Below are 25775 nucleotides of genomic sequence, written 5' to 3'. Positions count from 1 at the left end.
TGTATAGTGTAGTTAATTATTAAATGAAAAAAACATTCTTCAAAATCCTAGCTAAAATTAATAAGGTAATTCTTCCCAGTTATTCTAAAAAACAATTAGATCTAACCAAAGCCAGCAAACTACAGATGGCAATTATTGGTTGGCGGACGTTTGTAACTAAAAATGCTTTGGATTAAAAATCATCTCGTGTAACAAATCTTTTTATATCTATTACAGAGATTCAAAAATTTTAAAAAAGTAAATAAAAAAAGCAAGCGTTAATTTAGCTTGCTTTTTATGTCTAATCGTGACCATGGCAGGATTCAAACCTGCAACCTCTTGAGCCGTAATCAAGTGCGCTATTCAGTTGCGCCACATGGCCTAAAAATTGGGTGCAAATATAGGGCATTTATTAAAAAACCACCAAACTATTTATTCCAAATTTCTAAATCCGTATTTTTGAGGTTCTTCAAACTAACTTAAAATGGAATTTATTTTAGAACCTTGGCCTTGGTACATCTCAGGACCTCTTATTGCATTGGTTATGTACCTACTACTTTACTTTGGTAAAACCTTTGGTATGTCTTCTAATCTTAGAACCATGTGTGCTATTGGTGGAGCAGGTAAAAGAACAGAATTTTTTAATTTCAATTGGAAAGCACAACGCTGGAATTTAGTTGTGGTACTCGGAGCCATTATTGGTGGGTTTATTGCACATCATTATTTATCTAATCCAACTAATATTACATTAAATCCAACTACAGTAGAATCATTAGAACATTATGGCTTTGCAAATAGTGGAAAGTCATTAATACCAGATGAACTTTACGGATTAGATGCATTAAAATCTATAAAAGGTTTGGCCATACTAATACTTGGAGGTTTCTTAGTTGGTTTTGGAACACGTTATGCTGGAGGTTGTACCTCTGGTCATGCAATAACAGGATTAAGTAGTTTACAAAGACCTTCTTTAATTGCTGTTATTGGTTTTTTTACTGGAGGTTTAGCTATGATTCATTTAATTTTTCCGTTAATTTTTTAAACCCATGAAATACTTAAAATTTTTATTAGTTGGCATATTTTTCGGAATTGTTTTAGTGAAATCAGAAGCCGTTTCATGGTATCGCATTTACGAAATGTTCCGATTTGAATCCTTTCATATGTATGGTATTATTGGGTCAGCAATTGCCACAGGAGTTTTATTATTGCAATTAGCAAGAGTGTTTAAGCTAAACTCTCTAGAAAAAGAACAACTTCAAGTTCCTAAAAAAGACAAAGGTTTTACAAGATATATTTTAGGAGGATTAATTTTTGGATTAGGTTGGGCGCTTTCTGGAGCATGTCCAGGACCAATGTATATTCTTATTGGTACAGGAGCATTCTCAATACTTATTGTTATTGCATCTGCAATTTTTGGAACATATGTCTATGGTATTTTAAAAGATAAACTTCCTCATTAATGGATGGTTCTGAAATCTTAGCATATCTAGGCGCACTAGTTGTTGGATTGGTTTTAGGTCTAATTGGAGGTGGTGGGTCTATATTAACGGTTCCAATTTTAGTCTACTTGCTCGGATTAAACCCAGTAATTGCAACTGCTTATTCTCTTTTTGTTGTTGGTGTTACCTCAGCCATTGGAGCGTTCCAAAATCTTAGAAAAAAATTAGTTGATATAAAAACGGCTATCATTTTTTCAATACCAGCATTTATGGCAGTTTATGTAACAAGACGATGGCTTGTACCAGCAATTCCTGATGAACTATTTTCAATAAATTCATTTCTAGTTTCTAAAGATATTTTTATCATGATTTTCTTTGCTATTATCATGCTATTAGCAAGTATCTCTATGATTTTTAGTAGACATAAAGCTGAAAACGAACTACCAAAGATTATTACTTATAATTATCCAATGATTGCTATTGAAGGTTTTGGCGTTGGAATTCTTACTGGTATTGTAGGTGCAGGAGGCGGCTTTTTAATCATTCCAGCTTTAGTTTTATTAGCTAAACTTCCTATGAAGAAAGCCGTTGGCACATCGTTACTTATTATTGCAGTAAAATCGTTAATTGGCTTTTTAGGTGATGTGCAAACACTTACAATAGACTGGAAATTTCTTTTAACTTTTACCTCTATCTCAATTTTAGGAATATTATTTGGTATTTATTTGAGTAAACTTATTAGTGGAAAAAAACTAAAAAAAGGATTTGGTTGGTTCACTTTAATAATGGCCATTTATATTATTTTTAAAGAGCTCCTTTAATGTCTAGAATGATAAATTAAAATTTGAAGGGTTTTGTACCTTTGTGAATCAGATTAAACGTTGAATTAAAAAGAATCCCTATTTCATGGGAAAATAAGATGAAGATAGAACAATTATATACAGGATGTTTAGCACAAGGTGCTTATTATATTGAATCTGAAGGTGAAGTTGCTATCATAGATCCTTTAAGAGAAACACAACAATATATCAACAAAGCTATTACCGAAAATGCAACAATAAAATATATTTTTGAAACTCATTTTCATGCCGATTTTGTCTCTGGTCATGTTGATTTAGCCAGAAAAACTGGAGCAAAAATTATTTTTGGACCTAGTGCCGAAACTAACTACAATATCCATTCTGCAAAGGACAACGAAGAGTTTAAGCTAGGAAAAGTAACTATCAAAACACTCCACACTCCAGGACACACTTTAGAATCTACAACCTATTTATTAATAGATGAAAACGGAAAAGACCACGCTATTTTTTCGGGAGACACATTGTTTCTTGGTGATGTTGGAAGACCAGATTTGGCTATAAAATCTGATTTAACTAAAGAAGACTTAGCGAAAATGCTTTACGATTCCTTACGTGATAAAATAATGCCTTTAGCTGATGACGTAATTGTTTATCCTGCACATGGAGCAGGCTCAGCTTGTGGTAAAAATTTGAGCAAGGAGACCATAGGCATTTTAGGTGAACAAAAGAAAACTAATTATGCTCTAAGAGCTAATATGACAAAAGATGAATTTGTAAAAGAAGTTTTGGATGGTATAGCTCCTCCTCCACAGTATTTTGCAAAAAATGCTATGATGAATAAAATGGGCTATGATAATTTTGATAACATACTATCAAAAGGTAATAATGCTTTAAATCCTGAAGAGTTTGAGACCTTAGTATATCATGAATCTGCTCTTATACTCGATGTTAGGCCTCAGAGTGACTTCATAAAAGGTCATATTCCAAATTCTATATTTATTGGATTAAACGGACAATTTGCACCTTGGGTAGGTGCTTTAATTACAGACATTAAACAACCTATTTTACTCGTTGTTCCTGAAGAAAAAGCTGAAGAAGCGTTAACCAGGTTATCTCGTGTTGGCTATGATAACACTTTAGGTTTCTTGGAAGGAGGTATTGAAGCTTGGGAAAATTCAGATAGAGATATTGATACTCTAGAATCTATTACTGCTGAAGAATTTGCACAACGATCCAAAACAAAATCTCTAGATATTTTAGATGTGAGAAAAGATGGTGAATGGCAAGCAATGCATTTAGAAAATGCACAGCATTTTGCATTAGATTTTATTAATAACCAAATGAATGAAATAAACAGAGACAACACGTATTACATTCATTGCGCTGGTGGTTATCGTTCGGTAATCGCGGCTTCTATATTAAAGGCTAGAGGATTTCATAATTTAGTGGATATTGCGGGTGGTTTTGGTGCCATTAAAAAAACAGATTTAGCTACCACAGATTTTGTTTGCCCATCGACGCATTAAACAATCTCAGCACTTAAACCAGCATCTAATAGCATAGAGCATCTTGGTTTTAACTCATCATAAACACCTGTTTTTACTGTACATTTTCCTTTATAATGTACTATTATAGAACATTGCTCAGCTTGTTCTGGAGTATGATCACAAGCATGCATTAAAGTTTCAATAACATGGTCAAAGGTGTTAACATCATCATTGTACAATACAATTTCATTCTGTCTTAAAACATCTTCTAAGACAGATACTTCTTCTTGAATTTTCTCTTTAGTATTTATCATAGCCACAATTCTAATACTAATTTATAAATTTTAGGGCAACCCAATGGTTTTTTTCTAAAGTTTCAACGTGTTTAAAACCTAAACTATTGCATTTTTCTTTAATTAGAGGTATATCATCTTTATAAAATCCGCTTAAATACAATTCACTATTAGGTTTGAGACAATGAATATATGCTTCTAAATCCTGAAGTAATATATTTCTATTAATATTCGCTATCACTGTATCATAAGATTTATTAGTGAGTAAGCTAACATTGCCTTCAAAAACAGAAATATTTGTGCAATCATTTCGCTCTGCATTTTCAAGACTGTTTATATAGCACCAATTATCAATATCAATCGCGTCTATTTTAGAAGCACCTCTTTTTTCTGCAAGAATAGCTAAAACACCAGTACCACAGCCCATATCCAAAACTGATTTTCCATTAAAATCATTCTTAAGTATATGCTGAATCATCATATGTGTAGTTTCATGATGACCTGTACCAAAACTCATTTTTGGCTCTATAACAATATCATATTTTGAACCTTGCTTAGGATGAAAAGGTGCTCTAACCACACAAAGGTTATCAACTACTATAGGCTGAAAGCTTTTTTCCCATTCGGCATTCCAGTTAGTTTGTGCAATCTCTTCTGAAATATATGAGATTTTAAATTCTTTAGATTTTAGGCAATTAATAGCCTTAAGAATATCGTCTCGCCATTCCTTTTTTTGAATATATGCTGTAACGCCTTCATGAGTTTCTACAAAACTCTCAAAACCAGCATTACCCAATTCAGCAATTAATATTTCAACAGCAGGAATTAGTGGTTTTACCTTAAAATAAAAACCAAGATATACAGAGTTGGACATGAAACTTTATTATAGTGCAAAGTTACATGTAATTTATCTCTTGTTATCGTTTTACAATTTTAAAAATAGAAGTTGCTTGATTATTTGTGGTAGCTTTTAGCAAATAGATGCCTTTTGGAACATCAATATTTAACTGAATAGTTTGAACATGATGGTATATTTTATCGAAGAGTTTCTTGCCTAACACATCATGCACTTCAATTGTTAAATGCTCAAAGGTTTGCCCTAAATTGAGGTTTAAGATGCCGTTTGTTGGATTTGGGAACACATGAATAATAGCATTTGTACTTTCTTGAATACTTAACAAAGGATCTAAGGTGTTTGGTTCATTAATATTAAACACATAAGCTGCACCTGCTTGAGATAAAGGGTTTAGACTTTCTGAATCTTCATCTTGCTCGTAAGCACCAACAAAGGCAAAATCTCCACTAATAGCAACATTATAGCCAAAATCATCTCCTGAATTAACTTGCTCATCATACATAATTGCTGTTTGATTCCAAATTCCATTAGTATCTCGTTCAAAAATAAACGCTGAACCTCCAAAAGAGACACTACCTATGTCCATTTGGGGTGCTCCAACTACTAATCGATCTCCAGATACATCAATTGAATGTCCGAATTTAGATTGGTGATATAAAGCATTTGGCCTTATTTTTTGAATTTCATTATACACTCCATTACCATCTCGCTCAAAAACATAGACAGCTCCATATTGGGTGTTAACATTACCTTGTAAATATTCATTGGATGCACCTACTATTAATAAGTCACCTTCTATAGCAACAGAACGTCCAAACCATTCACCTTGTTCTCTATCTGATACAACTATTTTTTGGATTTCATTCCATATTCCATTGATATCTCGCTCAAAAATATAAACAGCTCCAGCGCTCAAAACTTCTTCTTGCTCATTCTCATCAAAGTCATGACGAAACGTTCCAACTGCTATTGTATTTCCTTGAATTGCTAATGAAAAATCACCAAATTTATCTTCAGCATAACGCTCACTAGAAACAATTTTTTGCACCTCGCTCCATACACCATTAGTATCTCGTTCAAAAATATAACAAGCTCCTGCATTTGTTAAGTCTGGCTGTCCATCTAAACCTGTAATCTCTCTAGGCGCATTAACTACTGCATAATCTCCACTAATTGCTACTGTTTCTCCCAGCAAAGCTTGAAAGGTTTCACCTCTGTCTGACGATACCAATTTTTGAGTTTGTATCCAATTACCATTAACATCTCTATCAAAAATATAAGCTGCACCTCCAGAATCATAGAACATACCTCCTCCATTTTCGTCATAATCTTGACTACGTGCTCCAATGATCATAGTATTGCCTTCCATGTCTATAGATTGTCCAAATCGATCAAATTGCCTAACGTCAGAATTGCGAAGTTTTTGAGTTTGTATCCAATTATCAGTAGCGTCCTTTTCAAAAATATAAACAGCACCATAATCACTACTGGCTCCGTCTTCTGACCTAGCACTTATGGCTGCAATATCACCTTGTATGACAACAGACCAGCCAAATTCATCTGCTAAAGCCCTATCATCTGGTGTGATTTTTTGGGTTTGTCCCCAACCTTGAGATACAGAATTTTGAACACAAAAAAAGAGGCTAAAAAAAAGAATGAATAATTGTTTCATAACTATAAACTAGATTTATATTTTAAATTTAAAAGCTATGGAAATCTTAATTGTTCTATTTTATGTGATTATGAAAAAACAAGACTAATTTATATGTCGCTTTTTAAATTGAGAAGGCGTTTCTCCTGTAAGTTTTTTAAAGGATGAATTGAAAGCCGACTTTGAATTAAAACCAGCTTCTAATCCTATAGCAACTAATGTATAATTTGAAAATTCTGAGTTCTTGAGATATGATTTTGCTTCATTTACTCTTAATGAATTCAAATAATCCTTATAACTCATCTGTAGCTCTCTATTAATAATTTTTGATAAATGACCTTGACTTAAACCAATTGCTTCAGCTGTTTTTTCTAGTGATAATTCTGGATTAAGAAAACGTTTCTCTTCTTCAAGAAATATTTTTAATCGTTCAATTATTATGTGTTTTGTATTTGAGAAATTTACTGAATCAACTTTAGAGTTTCTTCTTCTTCTAATTTCTTTTCGTTCTTCGAAAACACCATATTTATAGACTCCTAAATGTCCTAGCCAGTAAATTAAAAATGCAACACCTAACCAAACTGGGTAAAATGAAATTTCATCTATATACAAATCAACAAGTACAGATGTTATCCATAGTACAACCATAAACATTAAAATGAAAAGTGTGTTTTTCAGCCAACTTAATTGAAGCTGTATGCTCTCTGATTCTAAATACTTAAACTCTTGCCTATACTTTTTTAAAGTATTCAATAAAACTACAATAACTATTATCGAAAGAATTGCAGAAATTATTTCGGTATAATAAGCAACATAATTTCTAATAAAAGCTGTAACGTAAATTAAAGGTTCACTTTTATTTTCAACTCTAATAAAAACTTTATATAAAACTCCTAGAACAACTGTAAAAGAAAAAGGCAAAAACAAAAGATATTCTTTTTTTAAAATTTTACGTTTAGGATATAAATAAAAAATAACATAGAAATACAAAAGAGCAGGTGTTAAATCTGCCCAAGGCATATAAATAGTTCTAAAGAGTTCTTCGTAAGTTAAATAGCTTATGTCTTGAAGGTAAAACTGAAAATTACTTAAAGAGTAAGTAATAATTAGTGAGGCAAGAAAAAAAACACTTTTGTGTTTGTATTTTTTAGACCAAAGTACAACAGCACCAAAAATTATTCCTTGAATAACTCCAGCAAGAATTATACTATTAAAAATATTAAAATTCAATTACTTTGATTTAAAAAGTAAAAGATACAGAATTTAAAATGCATTAACTATAGCAAAAAAATCTTCGGCCTTTAAAGAAGCTCCTCCAATAAGTCCACCATCAACATCAGGCTTACCAAATATTTCTTTTGCATTTGCAGGTTTTACACTTCCTCCATAAAGAATCGTCATATCATCAGCTACTGAATTACCATATGTATCACCTAAAGTTTTTCTTATAAACGCATGCATATCTTGCGCTTGCTCAGGAGATGCAGTTTCTCCTGTTCCAATAGCCCAAACAGGTTCGTAAGCTAAAACTATATTTTTAAAAGCGGAAGCATCTAAATGAAATAAAGCATTCTTAATCTGGCTTTCAACAACAGTTTCTTCATTTCCAGCTTTTCTATCACTCAATTCTTCTCCAAAACAAAAAATGATTCGCATATTTTGCTTAAGTGCTTGATCAACTTTTTTAGCCAAACTTTCGTCAGTTTCATTAAAGTAGGCGCGACGCTCGCTATGACCAAGAATGACTGTTTTTACACCAACAGATTTTAGCATTTCTGCACTTACTTCTCCTGTGTATGCTCCATTTTCAGCAAAATGCATGTTTTGCGCAATAACTTCAATTTCTGAGTCTTTACAAGAATTTACAGCACTTAAAAGATTTACCGCTGTTGGTGCTATCATTACCTCAGCATTAGAAGTTTTTATTTTGCTTTTTAAATCTTTTATTAACTGAAGTGTTTCTTCAGCTGTTTTATTCATTTTCCAGTTACCTGCAACAATATGCTTTCTCATAGTATAGTTTTAAGAATAACAAAAATAACTATTTCAATGCTTCTACAATACGCTCGTCTGATGCTTTTTTTGCTTTAAAAAGTTTTATTGAACCATCGGTATCTAAAACCATATATCTAGGAATCCAATTAGAATTTAAAAAGTCTCCAAAAGGGCCTTTTTGCCCTTGTGGTAAAAAATAATGTCTGCCAGATAAACCATATTTTGTAACACCTCTTTTCCATGCTTCTTTAGTTTTATCTACTGATAGAAATACGTACACAGTATTAGAGTATTTTTTTTGAATTTCTTTAACCTGTGGCATTCCTTCAATACAATCGGCACACCAAGATGCCCAAACATCGATAAATATTTTTTTGCCTTTTGATTTCCTAATCACTTCTCCAAGAGTAGTTTTCGAGCCTTTTATGGTAACGACTTTTTCGTTTAAAGCAGCCTCAGTAAATTGTAAAGGCGGTTCCACGCAACTAGAACTTAACACAGCTATTGTAAATAGAAATATTATCTTTTTCATGAATCTAATGAATTTGTAATGTGCTCTGCATTTACAACAACAATAATTAATTTAATTTAACTTTTGGGTCTAACCATCTATAAATTAAGTCGACAAAAATATTAATGATTACAAACAATGTGGCTATAACTAAAACAGAACCCATAATAACAGGCAAATCCAAAGTATTAAGCGCATTAACAATTTCTTTTCCTAAACCATTCCAACCGAAAATATATTCTACAAAAACCGCACCAGCCAACATCGATGCAAACCAACCGGAAATTGCAGTAACAACAGGATTTAAAGCATTCTTAAGAGCATGGTTTTTAATCACCTTAAGCTCATTTAAGCCTTTAGCTCTTGCTGTTCTAATATAATCTTGACTCATTACTTCTAACAAGGAATTACGCATTAACTGAATAACTACTGCTAAGGGTCTTATGCCTAAAACGATAGCTGGTAAGATCAAGTTTTTCCATTGTATTTGCATACGCTCTCCAAAATCATCCAGAACATAAAGGCTACCTGTCATTTCTAAATTGGTGTATTTATGTAATACAAAGCCAAATAACCAAGCAAAAAGAATAGCACTAAAAAATGAAGGTACGCTCATACCAAATGTACTTACCACTTGTATAAGCTTATCTAACCAAGTGTCTTTTTTTAAGGCTGAAATAACGCCTAAAGCTAAACCTATAATTAATGCAATAATAATGGCTGAAACAGCTAAAACAAAGGTGTTTGGTAAAGTTTCTCCAATAACTTGCGATACTTTTTTTCCTTGTTTTGTAAAAGATTCTCTTAGGTATGGAAATTTAAATGCTGTTGTGGTGTTACCAATGTTAAATAATGAAACTGCATCATATTTATTATTACTTAAATAGGTATAATCCTCTTTAGAGTTAGAATGAAATGAAATTGGTGACAGGTCATTTAAGTAATACAAATACTGAGTGAATATAGGTTTGTCAAATCCATATTTGGCTTTCACTATGGCTAGCTGTTCAGTATCTTCATTTTGACCTAACATCATTTGTGCAGGATCTCCAGGTAATACGTTAAACAAAAAGAAAATAACAGTAACTACCCCAAACAAAGTGAGTATAGTGTAAAAAGCTTTATTTAAGATGTAGTTTAGCAGATGTTAGATGTTAGATGTTAGATGTTAGATGTTAGATGTTAGATGTTAGATGTTAGATGAAATTGTTCTTTATATTTAAAATTTACCACTTCTTATTTATCAACTTATAACTTGCTCTTAACACTTACAATTCTAGATCTTCAATATCGTTCCAATGTGCTTTATTTATAACAGTACCTTTATTCAATATAACTATTCCTGGATTAGAGCGCACTATAGTTTTAATAGCTTTTTCATCACAGAGGTACGTATCAAAATTTAAATTGTATTCTTCTTTTAGATAGATTTTAGCATCTTCACCTGAAGACGATAATCCGATTACTACATAGTCTTTACTAATTGCAGAATCCGTGAATGCTTTTAACTTTTGCAAGCCTTCCTCTTCTGCTTTATCAATAGCATACATGGCAACTATAATGAGATTTTCTTTATATAAATAGTCTTGTGTTAAATCTTCTTCTAAAGACTCTATCGAAAAATCTTGGATTGGTGGAATATAGCCTTCATCTAAAGTTTTAGTTTCTACACCTACATACTCACCATCAACACTAGGATAACTGCCATTGGTAACAAATTCTTGTTCCTCGCCATTAACATTAAATGTCCAGGTATACTCTAACACTGGCTTTGCCGCATTTTCTGGTGTACTCATGCCTTCAGTAATGTTATTACCAATTTTATAGGCTCTAAAATCTATAGCAGGTAAATGCATAAGCACATAATAAGCAAACCCTAAACAAGCAATAAAACTTACCAATGCTGTAACGCTTAAACCTAGCTTTCCAAAGATGGGTTTAATATGTTTTCTACCAGCAAATATTATAAGTATTAGCACTAACAATATCAGATCTTTTGTAAAGCTTTCCCATGGCGTTAATTTTAGAGCATCTCCAAAACACCCACAATCCTTTACCTTATCAAAATACGCTGAATAAAACGTTAAAAATGTAAAGAATACAATCATACCCAATAAACTCCAAATCGTAAATTTTGGTTTATATCCAAGTAAAAGAAACATACCAAGAACAACTTCAAAAATCACAACAAATACTGAGATTCCTAGAGCAAAAGGTTCTAAAAACGTTAGGTTTAAAACATCAGCACCAAAGTATTCTTGAAGCTTGTATGAGAACCCTAAAGGATCATTAAGCTTTATAAAACCTGAGATAATAAATAATACACCGACGAATATTCTGCTTATTTGAACTATATATTTCATAAATCATTTGTGGCTGAGGCTCTCGAAGCCACATTAATTTAATTTACAGTCACTTCGAGAGCCTCAGTGACCGCTATTTTAATCTAATTAATTATTAGTACTATAAGGATTCCGCATTAGTGGGAATGACAAACTAGTTTTTTTCTTCTTTTAAATGAATCATGGCAAAAACTGCATAATTTATCATATCCTGATAATTAGCATCAATACCTTCACTTACTATAGTCTTACCTGCATTATCTTCAATTTGCTTTACACGTAATAATTTCTGAAGGATTAGATCGGTTAACGAACTTACACGCATATCTCGCCAAGCCTCACCATAATCATGATTTTTATCTTCCATAAGTTGTTTAGTAGTTGCCACTACTACATCATAAAATTCAATAGCTTGGTTTAAAGTTAAATCTGGTTGCTCAACAACACCCTTTTTTAGTTGTATAAGAGCCATGATGCAATAATTAATAATACCTATAAATTCACTTTCCTGACCTTCGTCCACTTTATGCACATCATTTTGTTGCAATCCTCTTATACGTTGAGCTTTGATGAATATTTGATCCGTTAATGAAGGAAGTCTTAATATACGCCAAGCACAGCCATAATCTTTCATTTTTTTGGTAAACAAATCTCTACAGGTCTTTATAACAGCATCATACTGTTTTGAAGTATCTTGCATCTAAATCTCTTTAAATTTCCGTAAATTTCGCATAAATAGTTAAGAGTTCAAAGTTCTTAGTTCTAAATTCAAGATTTAACAGAATATAGTACTACTTTGAATTGAAATTTTAGAATCTTGTACCAATTGAAAACCATAAATTGTAACGGTAGACTTATTGATTTTAGCACACCTAAAGTAATGGGTATTTTAAACCTTACTCCAGATTCGTTTTACGATGGTGGACGCTTTAGAAATTCTTCATCTGTGATGAGACAGGTGGATAAAATGCTTGAAGATGGTGCTACTTTTATAGATATTGGAGCTTACAGTTCTAAACCAAATGCTAAACATGTTAGCGAAGATGAAGAGATGCGTCGCATACTATCAGTTGTTAACTTGGTAGTCAATAGTTTCCCTGAAATTGTTATTTCTATCGATACCTTTAGGAGTTCAATTGCTAAACAATGTATCGAGGCTGGAGCTGCAATAATCAATGATATTTCTGCAGGATTACTAGATAATAACATGCTCTCCACTATTGCTAAATTTAAGGTGCCTTATATTATGATGCACATGAGAGGCACACCACAAACCATGCAAACTCTTACGGATTATAACGATTTAATAAAAGATATACTGTTCTATTTTTCTGAACGCATTACTAAAGCCAAATCTTATGGTATTATTGATATAATATGTGATCCAGGCTTTGGGTTTGCTAAAACCAAAGCTCAAAATTTTGAGCTCTTAAACCACCTTGAGCTCTTTAAAAGCTTGGATCTTCCTATCCTCTCTGGAATTTCTAGAAAATCAATGATTTATAATACTTTAGAATTTTCCGCAAATGAGGCTTTAAACGGAACTACAGCTCTAAATATGGTTGCGTTAGAGAAAGGTACATCGATTTTACGTGTACATGATGTCAAAGAAGCCATGGAATGTGTCACCCTTTATAATGCATTGCATAACCAGTAGTTAATTATTAATCATATTTTTTTAAATTTACAGAAATAGCAAAAGCTTTTGGACAACTTCAACTTTTTAGATTTCCAGGTTATAGATTTCATTGATGTATTCTTGGTCGCAATCCTTATGTACTATGTCTATAAGCTTATAAGAGGTACAGTTGCTGTTAATATTTTCATTGGTATTTTAGTGATATATGGTGTTTGGTGGATTACAGATTTACTAGATATGCACATGCTTAATCGTATTTTTGATGGATTTATTAAAGTAGGAATTATTGCTCTTATTGTTGTTTTCCAACCCGAAATACGAAAATTCCTTCTTATGGTAGGCTCCACAAATATTGGTAATAGAAGTGGCTTTTTTAAGCGTTTTAACTTTGTGAATAAAGTAGTTGAAACCGAAACAGATGTTGATGCTATCATAGCAGCTTGTATGAAGATGGGAATAACAAATACTGGTGCTCTCATGGTATTAGAACGTAATAATAACTTGGATTTTTTAACCGGAACTGGTGATGAAACTAATATGAATGTCTCGCAAGCTATCATTGAAAGTATTTTTTTTAAAAATAGCCCTTTACATGATGGTGCTGTTATCATTGATAATAACACAATAAAAGCCACACGTGTTATTTTACCAGTAAATAATGAGAAAAATATTCCGCAACGTTTTGGGTTGCGACATAGAGCAGCCATTGGCATAACAGAAAAAACAGATGCTTTAGCTATTGTTGTTAGTGAAGAAACAGGACAGACCTCTTACATTAAAAATGGCGAATTTGAGTTATATAAAGATACTACAGAGCTCATTGAAAAAATTAAAAATGACCTCAGTTGATGATCTGTGAAAATTGTAATACAGCTTTAAGCAATGAACGTTATTGTCCTCAATGTGGTGCAAGAGTTATTAGAAATAGACTGACACTAAAAACTTTATTTGCCCAACTAAATCGAGAGTTCTTGAGTTTAGACAATAAATTAATTAGAACATTTATTGATTTATTAATTAAACCACAGAATGTTATCGTTGGATACATTGAAGGCTTAAGAAAAAAATATGTAGATGCTATTCCTTATCTCGCTTTATCTATTACACTTTTAGGGTTTCAATTCTTAATTTTCAAAGAGTTCTTTCCTGAAGTAATGACAACCGATTTTACACAAACTGGAAATGCTCAAATTGATGAGTTTAATGCAAAAATTAATGAATATGTTTTTGATTATTTAGGTATAATAACAATAGTAACCCTTCCTATTCTCGCTTTTTTCACCTATTTATTATTTTCTGGTAACAAGAATTATAATTTTACAGAGCATATTGTTATGAATATTTACATAACATCTCAATATACAATTACTACAGCTTTAATAACTATTGTAGGCTTAAGTTTAGGATTACCTTTCACCTGGTTAATAACATTTACATCTTTATTTAGTTATGGTTATGTGATTTATGGTTTTATGAAAATCTATGATATGTCTATTCTGAACTCGTTTTTTAGGATTCTTTTGGCTCTAATTATGCAAATACTTATTATTACAATACTTGTATTTGCAGTAGGTATAGTCTATGGTATGCTTCATCCTGAACTATTTAAACCTATACAATGACTTGTAAGAATTGTAATAATATATTAATTGATGGCAGCGAATACTGTAATCTCTGTGGAGGGAAAATCATTAGAAACAGGCTAACTTTCAAAAACTTATTTGAACATGTTAGTGAAACCTTCTTTAACTATGACAATAAACTTCTTAGAACATTTATTGATTTATTTATAAAACCTGAAGAGGTTATCGTTGGCTATATTAATGGTGTAAGAAAACGATATGTTAATGTGTTTAGCTATTTCGCATTGGCACTTACGATTTCTGGTATTCAAATCTTTATTATTCAGAAATTTCAAACCGATATCACGTTTTATGATACGTCTACTGCTATAGGCCAGCAACAACAAGCAATGTTTGAAAAGATCTATAAATTCAGTAATGATTATCAATCGCTGGTGATTATGCTATATATTCCAATTTATGCCTTAATGGCAAGAGTGGTTTTTCTAGGTACTAAGTTATTTAACTATGTAGAAACCTTGGTAATCTTTATTTATACCCAAGCACAAATATCTATTTGTTTGGCAGTACTAACAGCAATAGTAATTCCATTAGACTTAATGTCTTTTACAACTTTAGGAATGGTAGTTTTACCTATACAATTCTTTTATTATATATATAGTTTAAAGCGCATTTATAAACTCAGTACAGGACAAATCGCATTACGAACAATACTATTCTTAGGTGTGCTTACAGTTGCGTTTGTACTCTTTAGTATTTTAGTTGGAGTACTTATGTACCTAAATGGTGATATGGAACAAATGATTGAAGCACAAAGAGCGTTGAAAGATAGTACTTCAGTTAATTAAGCTACATCAGCCTTTAAAAATTGTACTTCATATAAATTTCTGTAATAACCATCCTCTTTTTTAAGAAGCTCATTATGTGTGCCTTGCTCTACAATTTTACCTGCATCCATGACAATAATTTTATCTGCTTTCTGAATAGTAGCTAAACGATGAGCTATAATTATTGAGGTTCTTCCTGTTGTAATTTTATCTGTAGCATCTTGAATTAATTGTTCTGAATACGAATCTACGGAAGAAGTAGCTTCATCCAGAACTAAAATACTGGGATTAGTAACATAAGCTCTTAAAAATGAAATAAGCTGGCGCTGACCTGATGAGAGCATAACACCACGCTCTTTCACATTGTAATCATAACCATTTGGCAAGGAAGATATAAAGTCATGAATACCTATTTCCTTTGAAGCATTAATGACTTGCTCTCTAGAGATTGAAGTATCATTAAGCGTTATATTACTCATAATAGTATCAGCAAAAAGAAATACATCTTGCAATACAACAGCAATCTGAGATCTTAATGAAGTTAAAGTAAAATCTTTAATATTTTGGTTATCAATAGCAATTTCACCCGAATCTATATCATAAAAACGATTCAATAAATTAATTATGGTAGACTTTCCTGCTCCAGTAGCGCCAACAATAGCAATAGTCTCTCCTGTTTTAGCTTCAAAAGAGATGCCTTTTAAAACTTCTTCGTTTTTTACATAAGAAAATCTAACATCTTTAAATGCTATATCACCACGAAATTGTGCTTTTTCTTTATGTCCAGAATCATCTATCTGAGATGTAGTATCCAATACTTTAAAGACACGATCTGCGGCAACCATACCCATTTGTAGTGTGTTAAACTTATTAGCTATTTGGTTTAATGGTCTAAACATCATAGGAATCATCATTACAAAGGCAAATAATTGTCCTTCTGTAGCTATACCAGAAGTAACCGCACTCAATCCACCAAACCAAACAACTGCACCTAAGGTTAAAGAGGATAACAATTCAGCAATTGGAAAAAAAATAGAGTTATACCAAACTGTTTTTAGCCAACCTTTTTTATGACGCTCATTTATAGCTTTAAACTTTTTATACTCTGTATTTTCTCTGGTGAACAACTGTAATATTTTCATTCCTGTAACACGTTCTTGTACAAAAGAATTTAGATTGGATACTTCTGTTCTTACATCTTCAAAAGCCTTTTTCATATACTTCTGAAAAATCTTAGTTGCAAAGATGATGATGGGAAGCGTAGTAAAAACAATAAGGCTAAGCTTTACATTCATAACTAACATAATAGCTCCAACTACCAACATTTTTAGGATATCACTAAATATCATAAATAAGCCTTGTCCAAAAATATCTGCAATACGCTCCATATCTGTAACTGCTCTAGTAATGAGCACACCAACAGAAGAATCGTTATAGTATTTCATTTTAAAAGCGAGCATGTGGTCAAAAAGTTTAACTCTTATATCTTTTACAACACTTTGCCCAAGCCAATTGGCATAATAAATAAAAAGGAGTTGAAAAATAACTTCTAAAATCAACAAGCCGACCATAACAGCCATATATAATAGGAAACCATCGTATATCTTCTCTTTTATTTTTACATCAATTGCCTGCTGTAATATATATGGTCGTAAAGCACCAAAAATGGCAAGTCCTACCACTAAAAATAAAGATCCAATAAATACAGTTTTGTAGGGCTTAATAAACTTTAATAAGCGTTTAAAAAGTGTTACATCAAACACACTCGTTTTCTCTTTTGCCATATTATGTTTTAATAGATTCTGGGTAGTTTACTTTAGTTAAATATAATCCATGAGCTGGAACCGAATAACCTGCTTCACTTCTATTTTTTGATTCTAAAATCCTATCTAAATCATTTACTTCTAATTTACCTAAACCAATGTTAAGTAAAGTTCCGACTATTGCACGTACCATATTTCTCAAAAAACGATCAGCTTCAATTTTAAATTCTAATTCTGAATCTTTTTGAGTCCATAAGGCATATTTAATATCACAATTATACGTTTTTACATCTGTATTACTCTTAGAAAAACATTGAAAATCCTTATAACCTAATAGTTTTTTACAAGCCATGTTCATAGCTTCTATATTTAAAGGTAATTGCATTTGGTAAGATAACTCATTGCTAAAAGGGTTTTTTACATTACTTATTTTATAAATATAAGATCTTGCAGTAGCGCTAAAACGTGCATGAGTATCATTATCTACAGGAAAAATATCTATAATTGCAATATCCTTGGGTAAATACGAATTGAGTTTAAAGACTAATTGTTTATAATCAAATTCTGTTTCAAAATCAAAATGAGCAAACATTTGTCTGGCATGGACGCCAGCATCAGTTCTTCCAGCTCCTACTATTGGAATTTTTGAATTGAGGAGAGTAGAGAGAGCATTTTCTATAACCTCTTGTAAAGATATAGCATTTGGCTGATTTTGCCAACCATGATAATTAGTTCCTTTATAACTCAGCTCAATAAAATAACGCAAGAAATTGTACTTTTGAAATTATTAATATACAAAGGTAAATAGTTTTACAGGAATCAGCTTTAGATTAACATAATTAAAAGATTTCCGCTTTTGCGGAAGGTAGACATGACTAAAATTCTCTTACTTTCTGATACACATAGTTATATCGATGATAGAATTTTAGATTATGTAAAACAATCTGACGAAGTTTGGCATGCTGGCGACATAGGTAATTTAGTTGTAACCGATAAAATTAAAGCTTTAAAGCCATTACGTGCTGTTTATGGTAATATAGATGATGCCAGAGCGAGAGTGGAATTTCCTGAACACAATAGATTTATGTGTGAAGGTGTCGATGTTTGGATAACTCATATTGGTGGTTATCCTCCAAAATACAACGCTAGATTTAGAGAAGATATTAAAGCAAATCCTCCAAAGTTATTTATTTGTGGGCATTCTCATATTTTAAAAGTAATGTCAGACAAAAAATATAACCTTTTACACATGAATCCAGGTGCTGTTGGTAAGCATGGTTTTCATAAGGTAAGAACAATGCTTAGATTTATTGTAGAAGGAAAAAAAATTGAAAACCTTGAAGTTATTGAATTCCCGAGATAATTTAAACCATTGCTAAAGTAAAAATTACTATTAAAATAAAACCCAAAGTTTTCACTTTGGGTTTTACGCACTAATACTACTAAGATGTTAGGTTTATCGTAAACGATCCACAGATTTTACAAGATCTTCATCCTTTTTTATGGCTTTATTAGCTAAAACCAAAAACACGATAGAAAAAATAGGAAGAAGAATCCCAATACCTTTCTCAGAAACTTTTGCTTCTCCAGATAAATTTAGGGATTGATACACAAATACTCCTAGTAAAATAAAGTTTAATATGATGTTGAGTCGTCCTAGAATAAACTGGGACTTTCTATTTTTAAAACTAAAAATTGAAATTAACGATAATAACGCAGAACCTAAAAACAAACCAAGAAATAACATATCGTCTTTAGCAAAAACCAATACATTATCATTGGTAGTCCATAAATTAAATACAAAGGTTAAACCTGCAGAAATTCCTGCAGCAATGAATAAGTAAACCGTTTGTATACGTTGTAACATATCTCTTTTTAAAATCGAACGACAAAATTAAGTGTTTATTTTTAAAAACATAATCGTATTTATAAAATAAAATTAGTATTATTGCATTAACAATCAGTTACAACTAAGGTTTTCAGGTTGTTAATCTTCAAAATTAATCACACGATTTTCCCCTTAAATTTCTTTTGAAAGTTTCGGTTTAAATCATTTTCAGATTTTATTATCAAATACTACTTTATATATCAATGTTTGAAATTTCAGAATTAAAAGAAAAAAAGCTTCCTGAGTTACAGGATATAGCCAAAGAGCTAAACATGACTAAATACAAGAGTTTAAAAAAATTAGACCTTGTCTACAGAATTTTAGATCATCAGGCAGCAAATCCTTCAGTTGTTAAAAAGGAAAGCGCCACAGAGGAAAAGCCAAAAGCACCACAACAAAGACAACAACGTCAGAGAAGAGAGCGAACACCAAACACTGCTCAAAACGAGCAAAAAAGGCAGCAAACCCAATCTAACTCTGAAAAGAATGAAAATAAAGAACCTGAAGCAAAATCTAACGACAGTGCTTCTAACCAAAAAAAGGATCATTCTAGAAATCAGAACAATAATCAAAACAGGCAAAACAATCAAAATAAAAATCAGAACCGTCAACACAACCAAAATAAGGATCATAAAAACAATGGTAATAAGGACAACCGAAACCGTTATAGAGAACCCGATTTTGAATTTGATGCCATTATTGAAAGTGAAGGCGTGTTAGATATTATGCAAGATGGTTATGGATTTTTAAGATCTTCGGATTACAATTATTTATCCTCTCCAGATGATATTTATGTATCCCAATCTCAGATTCGCTTATTTGGTTTAAAGACTGGTGACACAGTTCTTGGTCATGTAAGACCTCCAAAGGAAGGCGAAAAATATTTTCCTCTTATTAAAGTGAGTAAGATTAATGGTTTAAAGCCAGAAGTTGTAAGAGATCGCGTATCTTTTGAACATCTTACACCTTTATTTCCAAGAGAGAAATTCAACTTAGCCGAAAGGCAAAGTACTATATCTACTAGGATTATGGATTTATTCTCTCCAATTGGTAAAGGTCAACGTGGTATGATTGTATCGCAACCTAAAACTGGTAAAACCATGTTGCTTAAAGACGTAGCCAATGCTATTGCTGCAAATCATCCTGAAGTATATCAAATGATATTATTGATTGATGAACGTCCTGAAGAAGTTACAGATATGCAACGCAATGTTCGTGGTGAGGTAATTGCCTCTACCTTTGATAAGGAAGCACACGAGCATGTAAAAATTGCCAATATCGTTTTAGAGAAAGCAAAACGTTTAGTAGAATGTGGACATGATGTTGTTATCTTACTAGATTCGATTACACGTTTAGCTAGAGCTTATAATACTGTTCAACCTGCTTCTGGTAAAATATTAAGCGGTGGTGTTGATGCGAATGCTTTACACAAACCAAAGCGTTTCTTTGGAGCTGCTCGAAATATTGAAAATGGAGGATCATTAACCATTATTGCTACAGCATTAACTGAGACTGGTTCTAAAATGGATGAAGTCATCTTTGAAGAATTCAAGGGAACTGGTAATATGGAACTACAATTAGATCGTAAGATTTCTAATCGTAGAATATTCCCAGCAATTGATCTTACGTCTTCGAGTACAAGACGCGATGATATTTTATTAGATGAAACAACCATACAAAGAATGTGGGTAATGCGTAAGTATCTTGCTGATATGAATCCGGTTGAAGCTATGGAGTTTATTAATGATAGATTTAAACAAACAAAAAATAATGAAGAGTTTCTTATCTCAATGAATGGATAATATTAACATCTTTAACTTATAAAAAACCCTCTAGAAGTCTAGAGGGTTTTGTTTTTACATTTCTTTTCCTTTAATAAGTTAGACCATAAAAAAAGCCTTTTCAATGAAAAGGCTTTTAAAGTTTCTATAACTCTATACTATAAAGATGCAATATGCTTTGCCAAACCAGATTTTAGGTTAGCAGCTTTATTAGTATGTATTACGTTTTTCTTAGCTAATTTATCAATCATAGCAACTACAGAAGGAAACATTTTTTGTGCTTCTTTAGCATTTGTTAACTCACGTAATTTTTTAATAGCATTACGTGTTGTTTTGTGCTGGTATCTGTTAAGGATACGTCTTTTTTCGTTACTTCTAATTCTTTTTAAAGCTGACTTATGATTTGCCATGTCTTTTCTTTGTTTTTTAAATTGTAGCCCGTAGGGGAATCGAACCCCTCTTACCAGGATGAAAACCTGGCGTCCTAGCCGATAGACGAACGGGCCATTTTGTTTATTCCATTACTTAATGAACTTGCAACTTATCATTGCGGATGCAAAAATACAACTATTTTTAAATGTTGCAACTGCAAACTAATTTTTTTTGATTTTTTTTAATATGCCTTTGCGAATAGGACTCTACGAGCTGAATTAGTTGAAGTGTAAATACATCTCCCTTCCTCTTCAATACCATCATTAGGAATACATCTAATTGTAGCTTTTGTTAACTCTTTGATTTTTTGCTCAGTTTCTGGAGTTCCATCCCAATGTGCCGAAATAAAACCACCTTTTGTTTCCAAAACTTTTTTAAACTCTTCAAAATCATTCACTTCTGTAATATGATCATCTCTGTAATTGAGTGCTTTCGTATACAAATCTTCTTGAATTTGAGCAAGTAATTGAGGAATGACATTAGTAATATCATCAATAGCAATAGTTTGCTTTGTTAAATTATCTCTTCTTGCAAGTTCAACTGTTTCATTTTCTAAATCCTTTGGCCCTATGGCTATTCTTAATGGTATACCTTGTAATTCATGTTGCGCAAATTTTGCTCCTGGTCTATGAGTAGTTCTACTATCAAACTTCACACTAACATTTAATTCCCTCAATTGATCTGCAATTTTATTAACCACAACAGTAATAGCGTTAAACTGATCGTCGTTCTTATAAATTGGGACAATAACAACTTGAATAGGTGCTAAATTTGGTGGCAATACAAGTCCTTGGTCATCACTATGTGTCATAATAAGTGCTCCCATTAATCGTGTAGAAACTCCCCAAGATGTGGCCCAAACATAATCTTGCTTACCTTCATTATTGGTGAATTTAACATCAAATGCTTTTGCGAAATTTTGTCCGAGAAAATGAGATGTTCCAGCCTGCAATGCTTTTCCATCTTGCATTAAAGCTTCTATACAGTGGGTATCTATGGCACCAGCAAAACGCTCACTTTCCGTTTTCACCCCTTTAATAACAGGGATAGCCATAAAATTCTCTGCAAACTTTGCATAAACATCATTCATTTGCTTAGTCTCAGCAATAGCTTCAGCTTCGGTAGCGTGGGCTGTATGACCTTCTTGCCATAAAAACTCTGCAGTTCTCAAGAACAATCGTGTACGCATTTCCCAACGCACAACATTTGCCCATTGATTTATCAAAATTGGTAAATCTCTGTAGCTTTGTATCCATCCTTTATAAGTGTTCCAAATTATAGCTTCACTAGTAGGTCTAACCACTAACTCTTCTTCTAACCTTGCTTCAGGGTCAACACGAAGTTTTCCTTCATTATCAGGATCATTTTGTAATCTGTAATGGGTAACAACTGCGCATTCTTTTGCAAAGCCTTCTGCATTTTTTTCTTCGGCTTCAAACAAACTTTTGGGCACAAATAAGGGGAAATAGGCATTTTGATGACCTGTTTCTTTAAACATTTTGTCCAATTCCGCTTGCATTTTTTCCCAAATAGCATAACCATAAGGTTTAATAACCATGCATCCTCTAACAGCTGAGTTCTCAGCTAAATCTGCCTTTACGACTAGCTCATTATACCATTTAGAATAATCTTCAGCTCTTTTTGTAAGATTTTTACCCATTTATAATGTTTTGGCACAAAAATTGTGATTATGTTAAATAAAAAATTAGTTCAGCAAAACTAGTTATTTTTGTAATGTTCAACAATTAAATCCAAAGAGATATGCAATTCAAAGACTACTTCAAATCGAAATTGCCATTTTTTGTTGCACTAAGCGCACTTTTTGTGTTAGCTTCTTGTGGATCATACCAATACATTGGTTATGATAATGATGGTATCTATGGTTCAGAAAAACAACCTGTACAAACTAACGAACAAACTGTAAGAGAATCTTCAGTATCTGACGCAAACTATTTCAAAAATTATTTTTCTGAAAAATCAGATGAATATGATGCTATTGCTAACGAGAGTGAGATATTTACTGATATAGATTCTTATGAAGGTTACCCTGAACAAGAAGTAGACTCAGTTGAATATGTTACTAGTGGTTGGGGCGACGATTATAATGCACCAACAGAAATCAATATTTATTATGGTGCTGGTGCTGGTTGGGCAAGACCAGGTTGGATTGGATCTTGGGGTTGGCACAACTGGAGGTTTAACAATTTTGGTTGGGGAGCTTTTGGTCCTTATTGGAATAATTGGGGTTGGGGCTTTGGAATAAATAACGGTTTTGGCTGGGGCTGGAATAATAGTTTTGGCTGGGGCGGAGGCTTCGGTTGGGGTTGGAATAATGGATTTGGTTGGGGTGGAGGCCTCGGTTGGGGTTGGAACAATTTTTGGTGCCCTCCTTTTTATGGAAACAACTTTTACGGTAATAATTTAGCATATAATTATGGACGTAGAGGTGGATCTTTATACAATGGTTACTCTAGACTAGGAAGAACTAGCGCTGCTTTAAATAGAAGAACTGCAACAAGAAATACTGGCCTAGCTAGCAGGTCTCAGGTGAGAAGAAATACAGGGCTTACTAGAAACACAGGTAGAAATGTAACTCGTAACACTAGAAACGTTACAAGAAACACTAGAAATGTAACTAGAAATTCTGGTAGAAATACTACACGAAGTACGACAAGACCTAGAACAACGAGATCAACAACAAGATCAACAAGATCAACAAGATCAACGACTAGAACAACAAGGTCTTCAGGAGTACGAAGTAGTTCTTCAAGAAGTAGTGGTTCTAGCATGTCTAGATCATCAGGATCATCTAGGTCATCCGGAAGTTCATCATCCAGAGGTGGAAGTAGTAGAGGTGGTCGAAGATAAATAATTGATTTTTATAGAAATTTAAAGTATGAAAAAGTTAAGTTTAACTTTCATAGCAGTAATTGCTATGTCTATATGTAACGCTCAAGATATAACAGATGCTGTAAGGTATTCCCTTAATGAAGTACAAGGAACAGCTAGATTTAGGGCAATGAGTGGTGCCTTTGGAGCCTTAGGTGGAGATATGTCTGCTGTAAGTATCAATCCTGCTGGGTCTGCTGTATTTAGCACAAGTCATGCTTCCGTTTCATTTGCTAGCTTTAACAGAAATAATGAAGTATCCTATTTTAATGGACTTAGTAACACTTCGGATTCTAAATTTGACATCAACCAAGCTGGAGCTTCATTTGTTTTTAAAAATGATAATGATAATTCTTCATGGAATAAATTTGTATTATCTATTGCCTATGATAAAACAGCTAATTATGATGATGAATGGATAGCATCTGGCAATAATAATATTAATTCTATAAGTGAATACTTTTTAGCATACGCACAGGGATTAAGACTCGATGAAATATCAGCATTTCCAGGAGAAACTATTGGTGAAGCTTATGCGGATATCGGTAATTTTTATGGTTTTGGTCATCAACAAGCATTCTTAGGTTACGAATCTTATATCTTAGAACCTGATATGAATTCTGATGATAATACCTTGTACACCACTAATACTGGCACTGGAGGGTTTAATCAAACCTACAACTATATAGCTACTGGTTATAATGGTAAATTTAGTTTTAATGCAGCTGCACAATACCAAAATCAATTATCTTTAGGTATTAACGTAAATACTCACTTCATTAATTATGAACGTGCAACCTTGTTAGATGAAACGAATAATAATTCTGACGCTACTGTAAGTCAAATTCAATTCGACAATGGTTTACTTACAACAGGCTCAGGCGTTTCTTTTCAACTGGGTGGAATTTTAAAATTACATGAAGGAATGAGAATTGGTTTTACTTATGACTCTCCTACTTGGTATAGAATTACTGAAGAAACTACTCAATTTTTAGGTACCGTTAGAGATGATAACGGCTCTAATATATCTCAAATTATTGATCCTAATATCATTAATATTTATCCTGAGTATAGGCTAAGAACACCTGGTAAATTAACAGGTAGTTTAGCTTTTATTTTTGCTAAAAAAGGGCTTATTAGTCTTGATTACTCAAGAAAAGACTATGCTAATACTGAATTTAGACCTACTAATGATGGCTATTTTGCATTTCAAAATGAGATCATAAGAACCTCCTTAACAGTTGCAAATTCTTACCGTATTGGTGGTGAATACAGAATTAAACAAATTAGTTTAAGAGGTGGTTACAGAGTTGAAGGCAGCCCTTATTTAGATGAAGATATTATGAGTGATCTAACAGGTTATTCCTTAGGTTTGGGTTACAGTTTTGGAGATTTTAAATTAGATTTATCTTTTGAAAGATCTGAACAATCTGTAAGTAATAGTCTATACAATATAGGTTTAACTAATACTGCTAATTTAGATATTGAAAATACAGATATTATATTATCATTAGTTTTTGACTTATAGAACTTTAGTATAAACTCAAAATAAAAAAAGAGCTTCTTAAAGAAGCTCTTTTATTGAATTCTATTTTTATTTTAAGCTTACCTCTTTAAAGT

Annotated in this window: 27 protein-coding genes and 2 tRNA genes; 13 read left to right on the top strand and 16 right to left on the bottom strand. The window is 32.4% G+C overall.

The features are described 5' to 3' along the window. The first annotated feature begins 23 nt into the window (after positions 1–23). Positions 24–176, top strand: a complete 153-nt coding sequence (locus RM697_RS00145; RefSeq protein ID WP_311425808.1) for an SsrA-binding protein — start codon at positions 24–26, stop codon at positions 174–176. A gap of 111 nt (positions 177–287) precedes the next feature. Here the strand turns inward: RM697_RS00145 and RM697_RS00140 are convergent. Then, positions 288–361: transfer RNA gene (locus tag RM697_RS00140), tRNA-Arg, on the bottom strand. A gap of 102 nt (positions 362–463) precedes the next feature. Between RM697_RS00140 and RM697_RS00135 the strand changes: the two genes are divergently transcribed. The 4 genes from RM697_RS00135 (at position 464) to RM697_RS00120 (ending at position 3744) form a co-directional block, all read left to right on the top strand. Then, positions 464–1021 carry a YeeE/YedE family protein gene (locus RM697_RS00135; RefSeq protein WP_311425807.1) on the top strand — a complete coding sequence of 186 codons (558 nt, stop codon included), beginning with the start codon at positions 464–466 and terminating at the stop codon, positions 1019–1021. Positions 1022–1025: 4 nt separating this feature from the next. Beyond that, the gene (locus RM697_RS00130) at positions 1026–1439 is read left to right on the top strand and encodes a DUF6691 family protein (protein WP_311425806.1); all 414 of its coding nucleotides are present in this window, start codon (positions 1026–1028) and stop codon (positions 1437–1439) included. After that, positions 1439–2239 (top strand): sulfite exporter TauE/SafE family protein, encoded by an 801-nt coding sequence (locus RM697_RS00125; RefSeq protein ID WP_311425805.1) that lies wholly within the window; start codon positions 1439–1441, stop codon positions 2237–2239. Before RM697_RS00130 ends, RM697_RS00125 begins: the two co-directional genes overlap by 1 nt. Before the next feature lie 98 nt (positions 2240–2337). Next, positions 2338–3744 (top strand): MBL fold metallo-hydrolase, encoded by a 1407-nt coding sequence (locus RM697_RS00120; RefSeq protein WP_311425804.1) that lies wholly within the window; start codon positions 2338–2340, stop codon positions 3742–3744. On the opposite strand, the gene RM697_RS00115 is transcribed toward RM697_RS00120, so the two are convergent. From RM697_RS00115 to RM697_RS00075, 9 genes are all read right to left on the bottom strand, one after another. Further along, a complete protein-coding gene (locus RM697_RS00115) occupies positions 3741–4016 on the bottom strand; it encodes an ATP-dependent Clp protease adaptor ClpS (RefSeq protein ID WP_311426460.1) in 276 nt (91 codons plus the stop codon). The two genes, RM697_RS00120 and RM697_RS00115, sit on opposite strands and share 4 nt — an antisense overlap. Positions 4017–4035: 19 nt before the next feature. Beyond that, positions 4036–4872, bottom strand: coding sequence for a 50S ribosomal protein L11 methyltransferase (gene prmA, locus RM697_RS00110; RefSeq protein WP_311425803.1), 837 nt, complete (start codon positions 4870–4872; stop codon positions 4036–4038). A 43-nt stretch (positions 4873–4915) separates the two neighbouring features. Continuing rightward, entirely contained in the window at positions 4916–6526 is a 1611-nt protein-coding gene (locus RM697_RS00105; protein ID WP_311425802.1) for a T9SS type A sorting domain-containing protein, read from the bottom strand. Positions 6527–6610: 84 nt separating this feature from the next. After that, on the bottom strand, positions 6611–7735 hold the full coding sequence (locus tag RM697_RS00100; RefSeq protein WP_311425801.1) for a helix-turn-helix domain-containing protein: 1125 nt from the start codon (positions 7733–7735) through the stop codon (positions 6611–6613). A 33-nt stretch (positions 7736–7768) separates the two neighbouring features. Further along, on the bottom strand, positions 7769–8518 hold the full coding sequence (gene tpiA, locus RM697_RS00095; RefSeq protein ID WP_311425800.1) for a triose-phosphate isomerase: 750 nt from the start codon (positions 8516–8518) through the stop codon (positions 7769–7771). A gap of 28 nt (positions 8519–8546) precedes the next feature. After that, entirely contained in the window at positions 8547–9032 is a 486-nt protein-coding gene (locus tag RM697_RS00090; RefSeq protein ID WP_311425799.1) for a TlpA family protein disulfide reductase, read from the bottom strand. Positions 9033–9078: 46 nt separating this feature from the next. Then, positions 9079–10155, bottom strand: a complete 1077-nt coding sequence (locus tag RM697_RS00085; RefSeq protein WP_311426459.1) for an ABC transporter permease — start codon at positions 10153–10155, stop codon at positions 9079–9081. 124 nt (positions 10156–10279) lie between these two features. Next, positions 10280–11374, bottom strand: coding sequence for a BT_3928 family protein (locus RM697_RS00080; protein ID WP_311425798.1), 1095 nt, complete (start codon positions 11372–11374; stop codon positions 10280–10282). 133 nt (positions 11375–11507) lie between these two features. Further along, entirely contained in the window at positions 11508–12053 is a 546-nt protein-coding gene (locus tag RM697_RS00075; protein WP_311425797.1) for a DUF1599 domain-containing protein, read from the bottom strand. Between the two features lie 180 nt (positions 12054–12233). Between RM697_RS00075 and folP the strand changes: the two genes are divergently transcribed. From folP to RM697_RS00055, 4 genes are read left to right on the top strand one after another with little or no spacing between them, the layout of a single operon-like run. Further along, positions 12234–13010 carry a dihydropteroate synthase gene (gene folP / locus RM697_RS00070; RefSeq protein ID WP_311426458.1) on the top strand — a complete coding sequence of 259 codons (777 nt, stop codon included), beginning with the start codon at positions 12234–12236 and terminating at the stop codon, positions 13008–13010. A 48-nt stretch (positions 13011–13058) separates the two neighbouring features. Further along, a complete protein-coding gene (gene cdaA / locus RM697_RS00065) occupies positions 13059–13841 on the top strand; it encodes a diadenylate cyclase CdaA (RefSeq protein WP_311425796.1) in 783 nt (260 codons plus the stop codon). Next, positions 13841–14614 carry a DUF3667 domain-containing protein gene (locus RM697_RS00060; protein ID WP_311426457.1) on the top strand — a complete coding sequence of 258 codons (774 nt, stop codon included), beginning with the start codon at positions 13841–13843 and terminating at the stop codon, positions 14612–14614. Before cdaA ends, RM697_RS00060 begins: the two co-directional genes overlap by 1 nt. Next, positions 14611–15423 carry a DUF3667 domain-containing protein gene (locus RM697_RS00055; protein ID WP_311425795.1) on the top strand — a complete coding sequence of 271 codons (813 nt, stop codon included), beginning with the start codon at positions 14611–14613 and terminating at the stop codon, positions 15421–15423. The genes RM697_RS00060 and RM697_RS00055 overlap by 4 nt, the downstream gene beginning before the upstream one ends. Here RM697_RS00055 and RM697_RS00050 read toward each other — a convergent pair. Further along, on the bottom strand, positions 15420–17186 hold the full coding sequence (locus tag RM697_RS00050; protein WP_311425794.1) for an ABC transporter ATP-binding protein: 1767 nt from the start codon (positions 17184–17186) through the stop codon (positions 15420–15422). The genes RM697_RS00055 and RM697_RS00050 overlap by 4 nt on opposite strands. Position 17187: 1 nt before the next feature. Next, positions 17188–17931 (bottom strand): tRNA pseudouridine(38-40) synthase TruA, encoded by a 744-nt coding sequence (gene truA, locus RM697_RS00045; RefSeq protein ID WP_311425793.1) that lies wholly within the window; start codon positions 17929–17931, stop codon positions 17188–17190. 105 nt (positions 17932–18036) lie between these two features. Between truA and RM697_RS00040 the strand changes: the two genes are divergently transcribed. Further along, positions 18037–18528 carry a metallophosphoesterase family protein gene (locus RM697_RS00040; RefSeq protein WP_311425792.1) on the top strand — a complete coding sequence of 164 codons (492 nt, stop codon included), beginning with the start codon at positions 18037–18039 and terminating at the stop codon, positions 18526–18528. Between the two features lie 93 nt (positions 18529–18621). On the opposite strand, the gene RM697_RS00035 is transcribed toward RM697_RS00040, so the two are convergent. Next, entirely contained in the window at positions 18622–19032 is a 411-nt protein-coding gene (locus RM697_RS00035) for a DUF4293 domain-containing protein (RefSeq protein WP_311425791.1), read from the bottom strand. A gap of 224 nt (positions 19033–19256) precedes the next feature. Between RM697_RS00035 and rho the strand changes: the two genes are divergently transcribed. Continuing rightward, complete coding sequence (gene rho / locus RM697_RS00030) at positions 19257–20855, top strand: transcription termination factor Rho (RefSeq protein WP_311425790.1); 1599 nt, start codon at positions 19257–19259, stop codon at positions 20853–20855. Positions 20856–20992: 137 nt separating this feature from the next. Here rho and rpsT read toward each other — a convergent pair whose 3' ends face one another. The 3 genes from rpsT to proS form a co-directional block, all read right to left on the bottom strand. Beyond that, positions 20993–21244 (bottom strand): 30S ribosomal protein S20, encoded by a 252-nt coding sequence (gene rpsT, locus RM697_RS00025; protein ID WP_311425789.1) that lies wholly within the window; start codon positions 21242–21244, stop codon positions 20993–20995. Between the two features lie 24 nt (positions 21245–21268). After that, a tRNA-Glu gene (locus RM697_RS00020) sits at positions 21269–21340 on the bottom strand. Positions 21341–21447: 107 nt separating this feature from the next. Further along, entirely contained in the window at positions 21448–22926 is a 1479-nt protein-coding gene (gene proS, locus RM697_RS00015; protein WP_311425788.1) for a proline--tRNA ligase, read from the bottom strand. A 101-nt stretch (positions 22927–23027) separates the two neighbouring features. On the opposite strand from proS, the gene RM697_RS00010 reads away from it, so the two are divergent. Together RM697_RS00010 and RM697_RS00005 are read left to right on the top strand one after the other, a co-directional pair. Then, a complete protein-coding gene (locus tag RM697_RS00010; protein ID WP_311425787.1) occupies positions 23028–24134 on the top strand; it encodes a hypothetical protein in 1107 nt (368 codons plus the stop codon). Between the two features lie 28 nt (positions 24135–24162). Beyond that, on the top strand, positions 24163–25683 hold the full coding sequence (locus RM697_RS00005; RefSeq protein WP_311425786.1) for an OmpP1/FadL family transporter: 1521 nt from the start codon (positions 24163–24165) through the stop codon (positions 25681–25683). The last annotated feature ends 92 nt before the right edge of the window (positions 25684–25775 follow it).

The sequence above is a fragment of the Microcosmobacter mediterraneus genome, from assembly GCF_031846265.1.
GTDB lineage: Bacteria > Bacteroidota > Bacteroidia > Flavobacteriales > Flavobacteriaceae > Microcosmobacter > Microcosmobacter mediterraneus.
This window is presented reverse-complemented; position numbering and strand designations above follow the sequence as displayed.

What these genes read in the sequence shown, in the direction of transcription:
- RM697_RS00145 (WP_311425808.1), top strand. Translation starts at nt 24, where the DNA reads ATGAAAAAAACATTCTTCAAAATCCTAGCTAAAATTAATAAGGTAATT.
- RM697_RS00135 (WP_311425807.1), top strand. Translation starts at nt 464, where the DNA reads ATGGAATTTATTTTAGAACCTTGGCCTTGGTACATCTCAGGACCTCTT.
- RM697_RS00130 (WP_311425806.1), top strand. Translation starts at nt 1,026, where the DNA reads ATGAAATACTTAAAATTTTTATTAGTTGGCATATTTTTCGGAATTGTT.
- RM697_RS00125 (WP_311425805.1), top strand. Translation starts at nt 1,439, where the DNA reads ATGGATGGTTCTGAAATCTTAGCATATCTAGGCGCACTAGTTGTTGGA.
- RM697_RS00120 (WP_311425804.1), top strand. Translation starts at nt 2,338, where the DNA reads ATGAAGATAGAACAATTATATACAGGATGTTTAGCACAAGGTGCTTAT.
- prmA (WP_311425803.1), bottom strand. Translation starts at nt 4,872, where the DNA reads ATGTCCAACTCTGTATATCTTGGTTTTTATTTTAAGGTAAAACCACTA.
- RM697_RS00105 (WP_311425802.1), bottom strand. Translation starts at nt 6,526, where the DNA reads ATGAAACAATTATTCATTCTTTTTTTTAGCCTCTTTTTTTGTGTTCAA.
- tpiA (WP_311425800.1), bottom strand. Translation starts at nt 8,518, where the DNA reads ATGAGAAAGCATATTGTTGCAGGTAACTGGAAAATGAATAAAACAGCT.
- RM697_RS00090 (WP_311425799.1), bottom strand. Translation starts at nt 9,032, where the DNA reads ATGAAAAAGATAATATTTCTATTTACAATAGCTGTGTTAAGTTCTAGT.
- RM697_RS00080 (WP_311425798.1), bottom strand. Translation starts at nt 11,374, where the DNA reads ATGAAATATATAGTTCAAATAAGCAGAATATTCGTCGGTGTATTATTT.
- RM697_RS00075 (WP_311425797.1), bottom strand. Translation starts at nt 12,053, where the DNA reads ATGCAAGATACTTCAAAACAGTATGATGCTGTTATAAAGACCTGTAGA.
- folP (WP_311426458.1), top strand. Translation starts at nt 12,234, where the DNA reads ATGGGTATTTTAAACCTTACTCCAGATTCGTTTTACGATGGTGGACGC.
- RM697_RS00060 (WP_311426457.1), top strand. Translation starts at nt 13,841, where the DNA reads ATGATCTGTGAAAATTGTAATACAGCTTTAAGCAATGAACGTTATTGT.
- RM697_RS00055 (WP_311425795.1), top strand. Translation starts at nt 14,611, where the DNA reads ATGACTTGTAAGAATTGTAATAATATATTAATTGATGGCAGCGAATAC.
- RM697_RS00050 (WP_311425794.1), bottom strand. Translation starts at nt 17,186, where the DNA reads ATGGCAAAAGAGAAAACGAGTGTGTTTGATGTAACACTTTTTAAACGC.
- RM697_RS00040 (WP_311425792.1), top strand. Translation starts at nt 18,037, where the DNA reads ATGACTAAAATTCTCTTACTTTCTGATACACATAGTTATATCGATGAT.
- RM697_RS00035 (WP_311425791.1), bottom strand. Translation starts at nt 19,032, where the DNA reads ATGTTACAACGTATACAAACGGTTTACTTATTCATTGCTGCAGGAATT.
- rho (WP_311425790.1), top strand. Translation starts at nt 19,257, where the DNA reads ATGTTTGAAATTTCAGAATTAAAAGAAAAAAAGCTTCCTGAGTTACAG.
- rpsT (WP_311425789.1), bottom strand. Translation starts at nt 21,244, where the DNA reads ATGGCAAATCATAAGTCAGCTTTAAAAAGAATTAGAAGTAACGAAAAA.
- proS (WP_311425788.1), bottom strand. Translation starts at nt 22,926, where the DNA reads ATGGGTAAAAATCTTACAAAAAGAGCTGAAGATTATTCTAAATGGTAT.
- RM697_RS00010 (WP_311425787.1), top strand. Translation starts at nt 23,028, where the DNA reads ATGCAATTCAAAGACTACTTCAAATCGAAATTGCCATTTTTTGTTGCA.
- RM697_RS00005 (WP_311425786.1), top strand. Translation starts at nt 24,163, where the DNA reads ATGAAAAAGTTAAGTTTAACTTTCATAGCAGTAATTGCTATGTCTATA.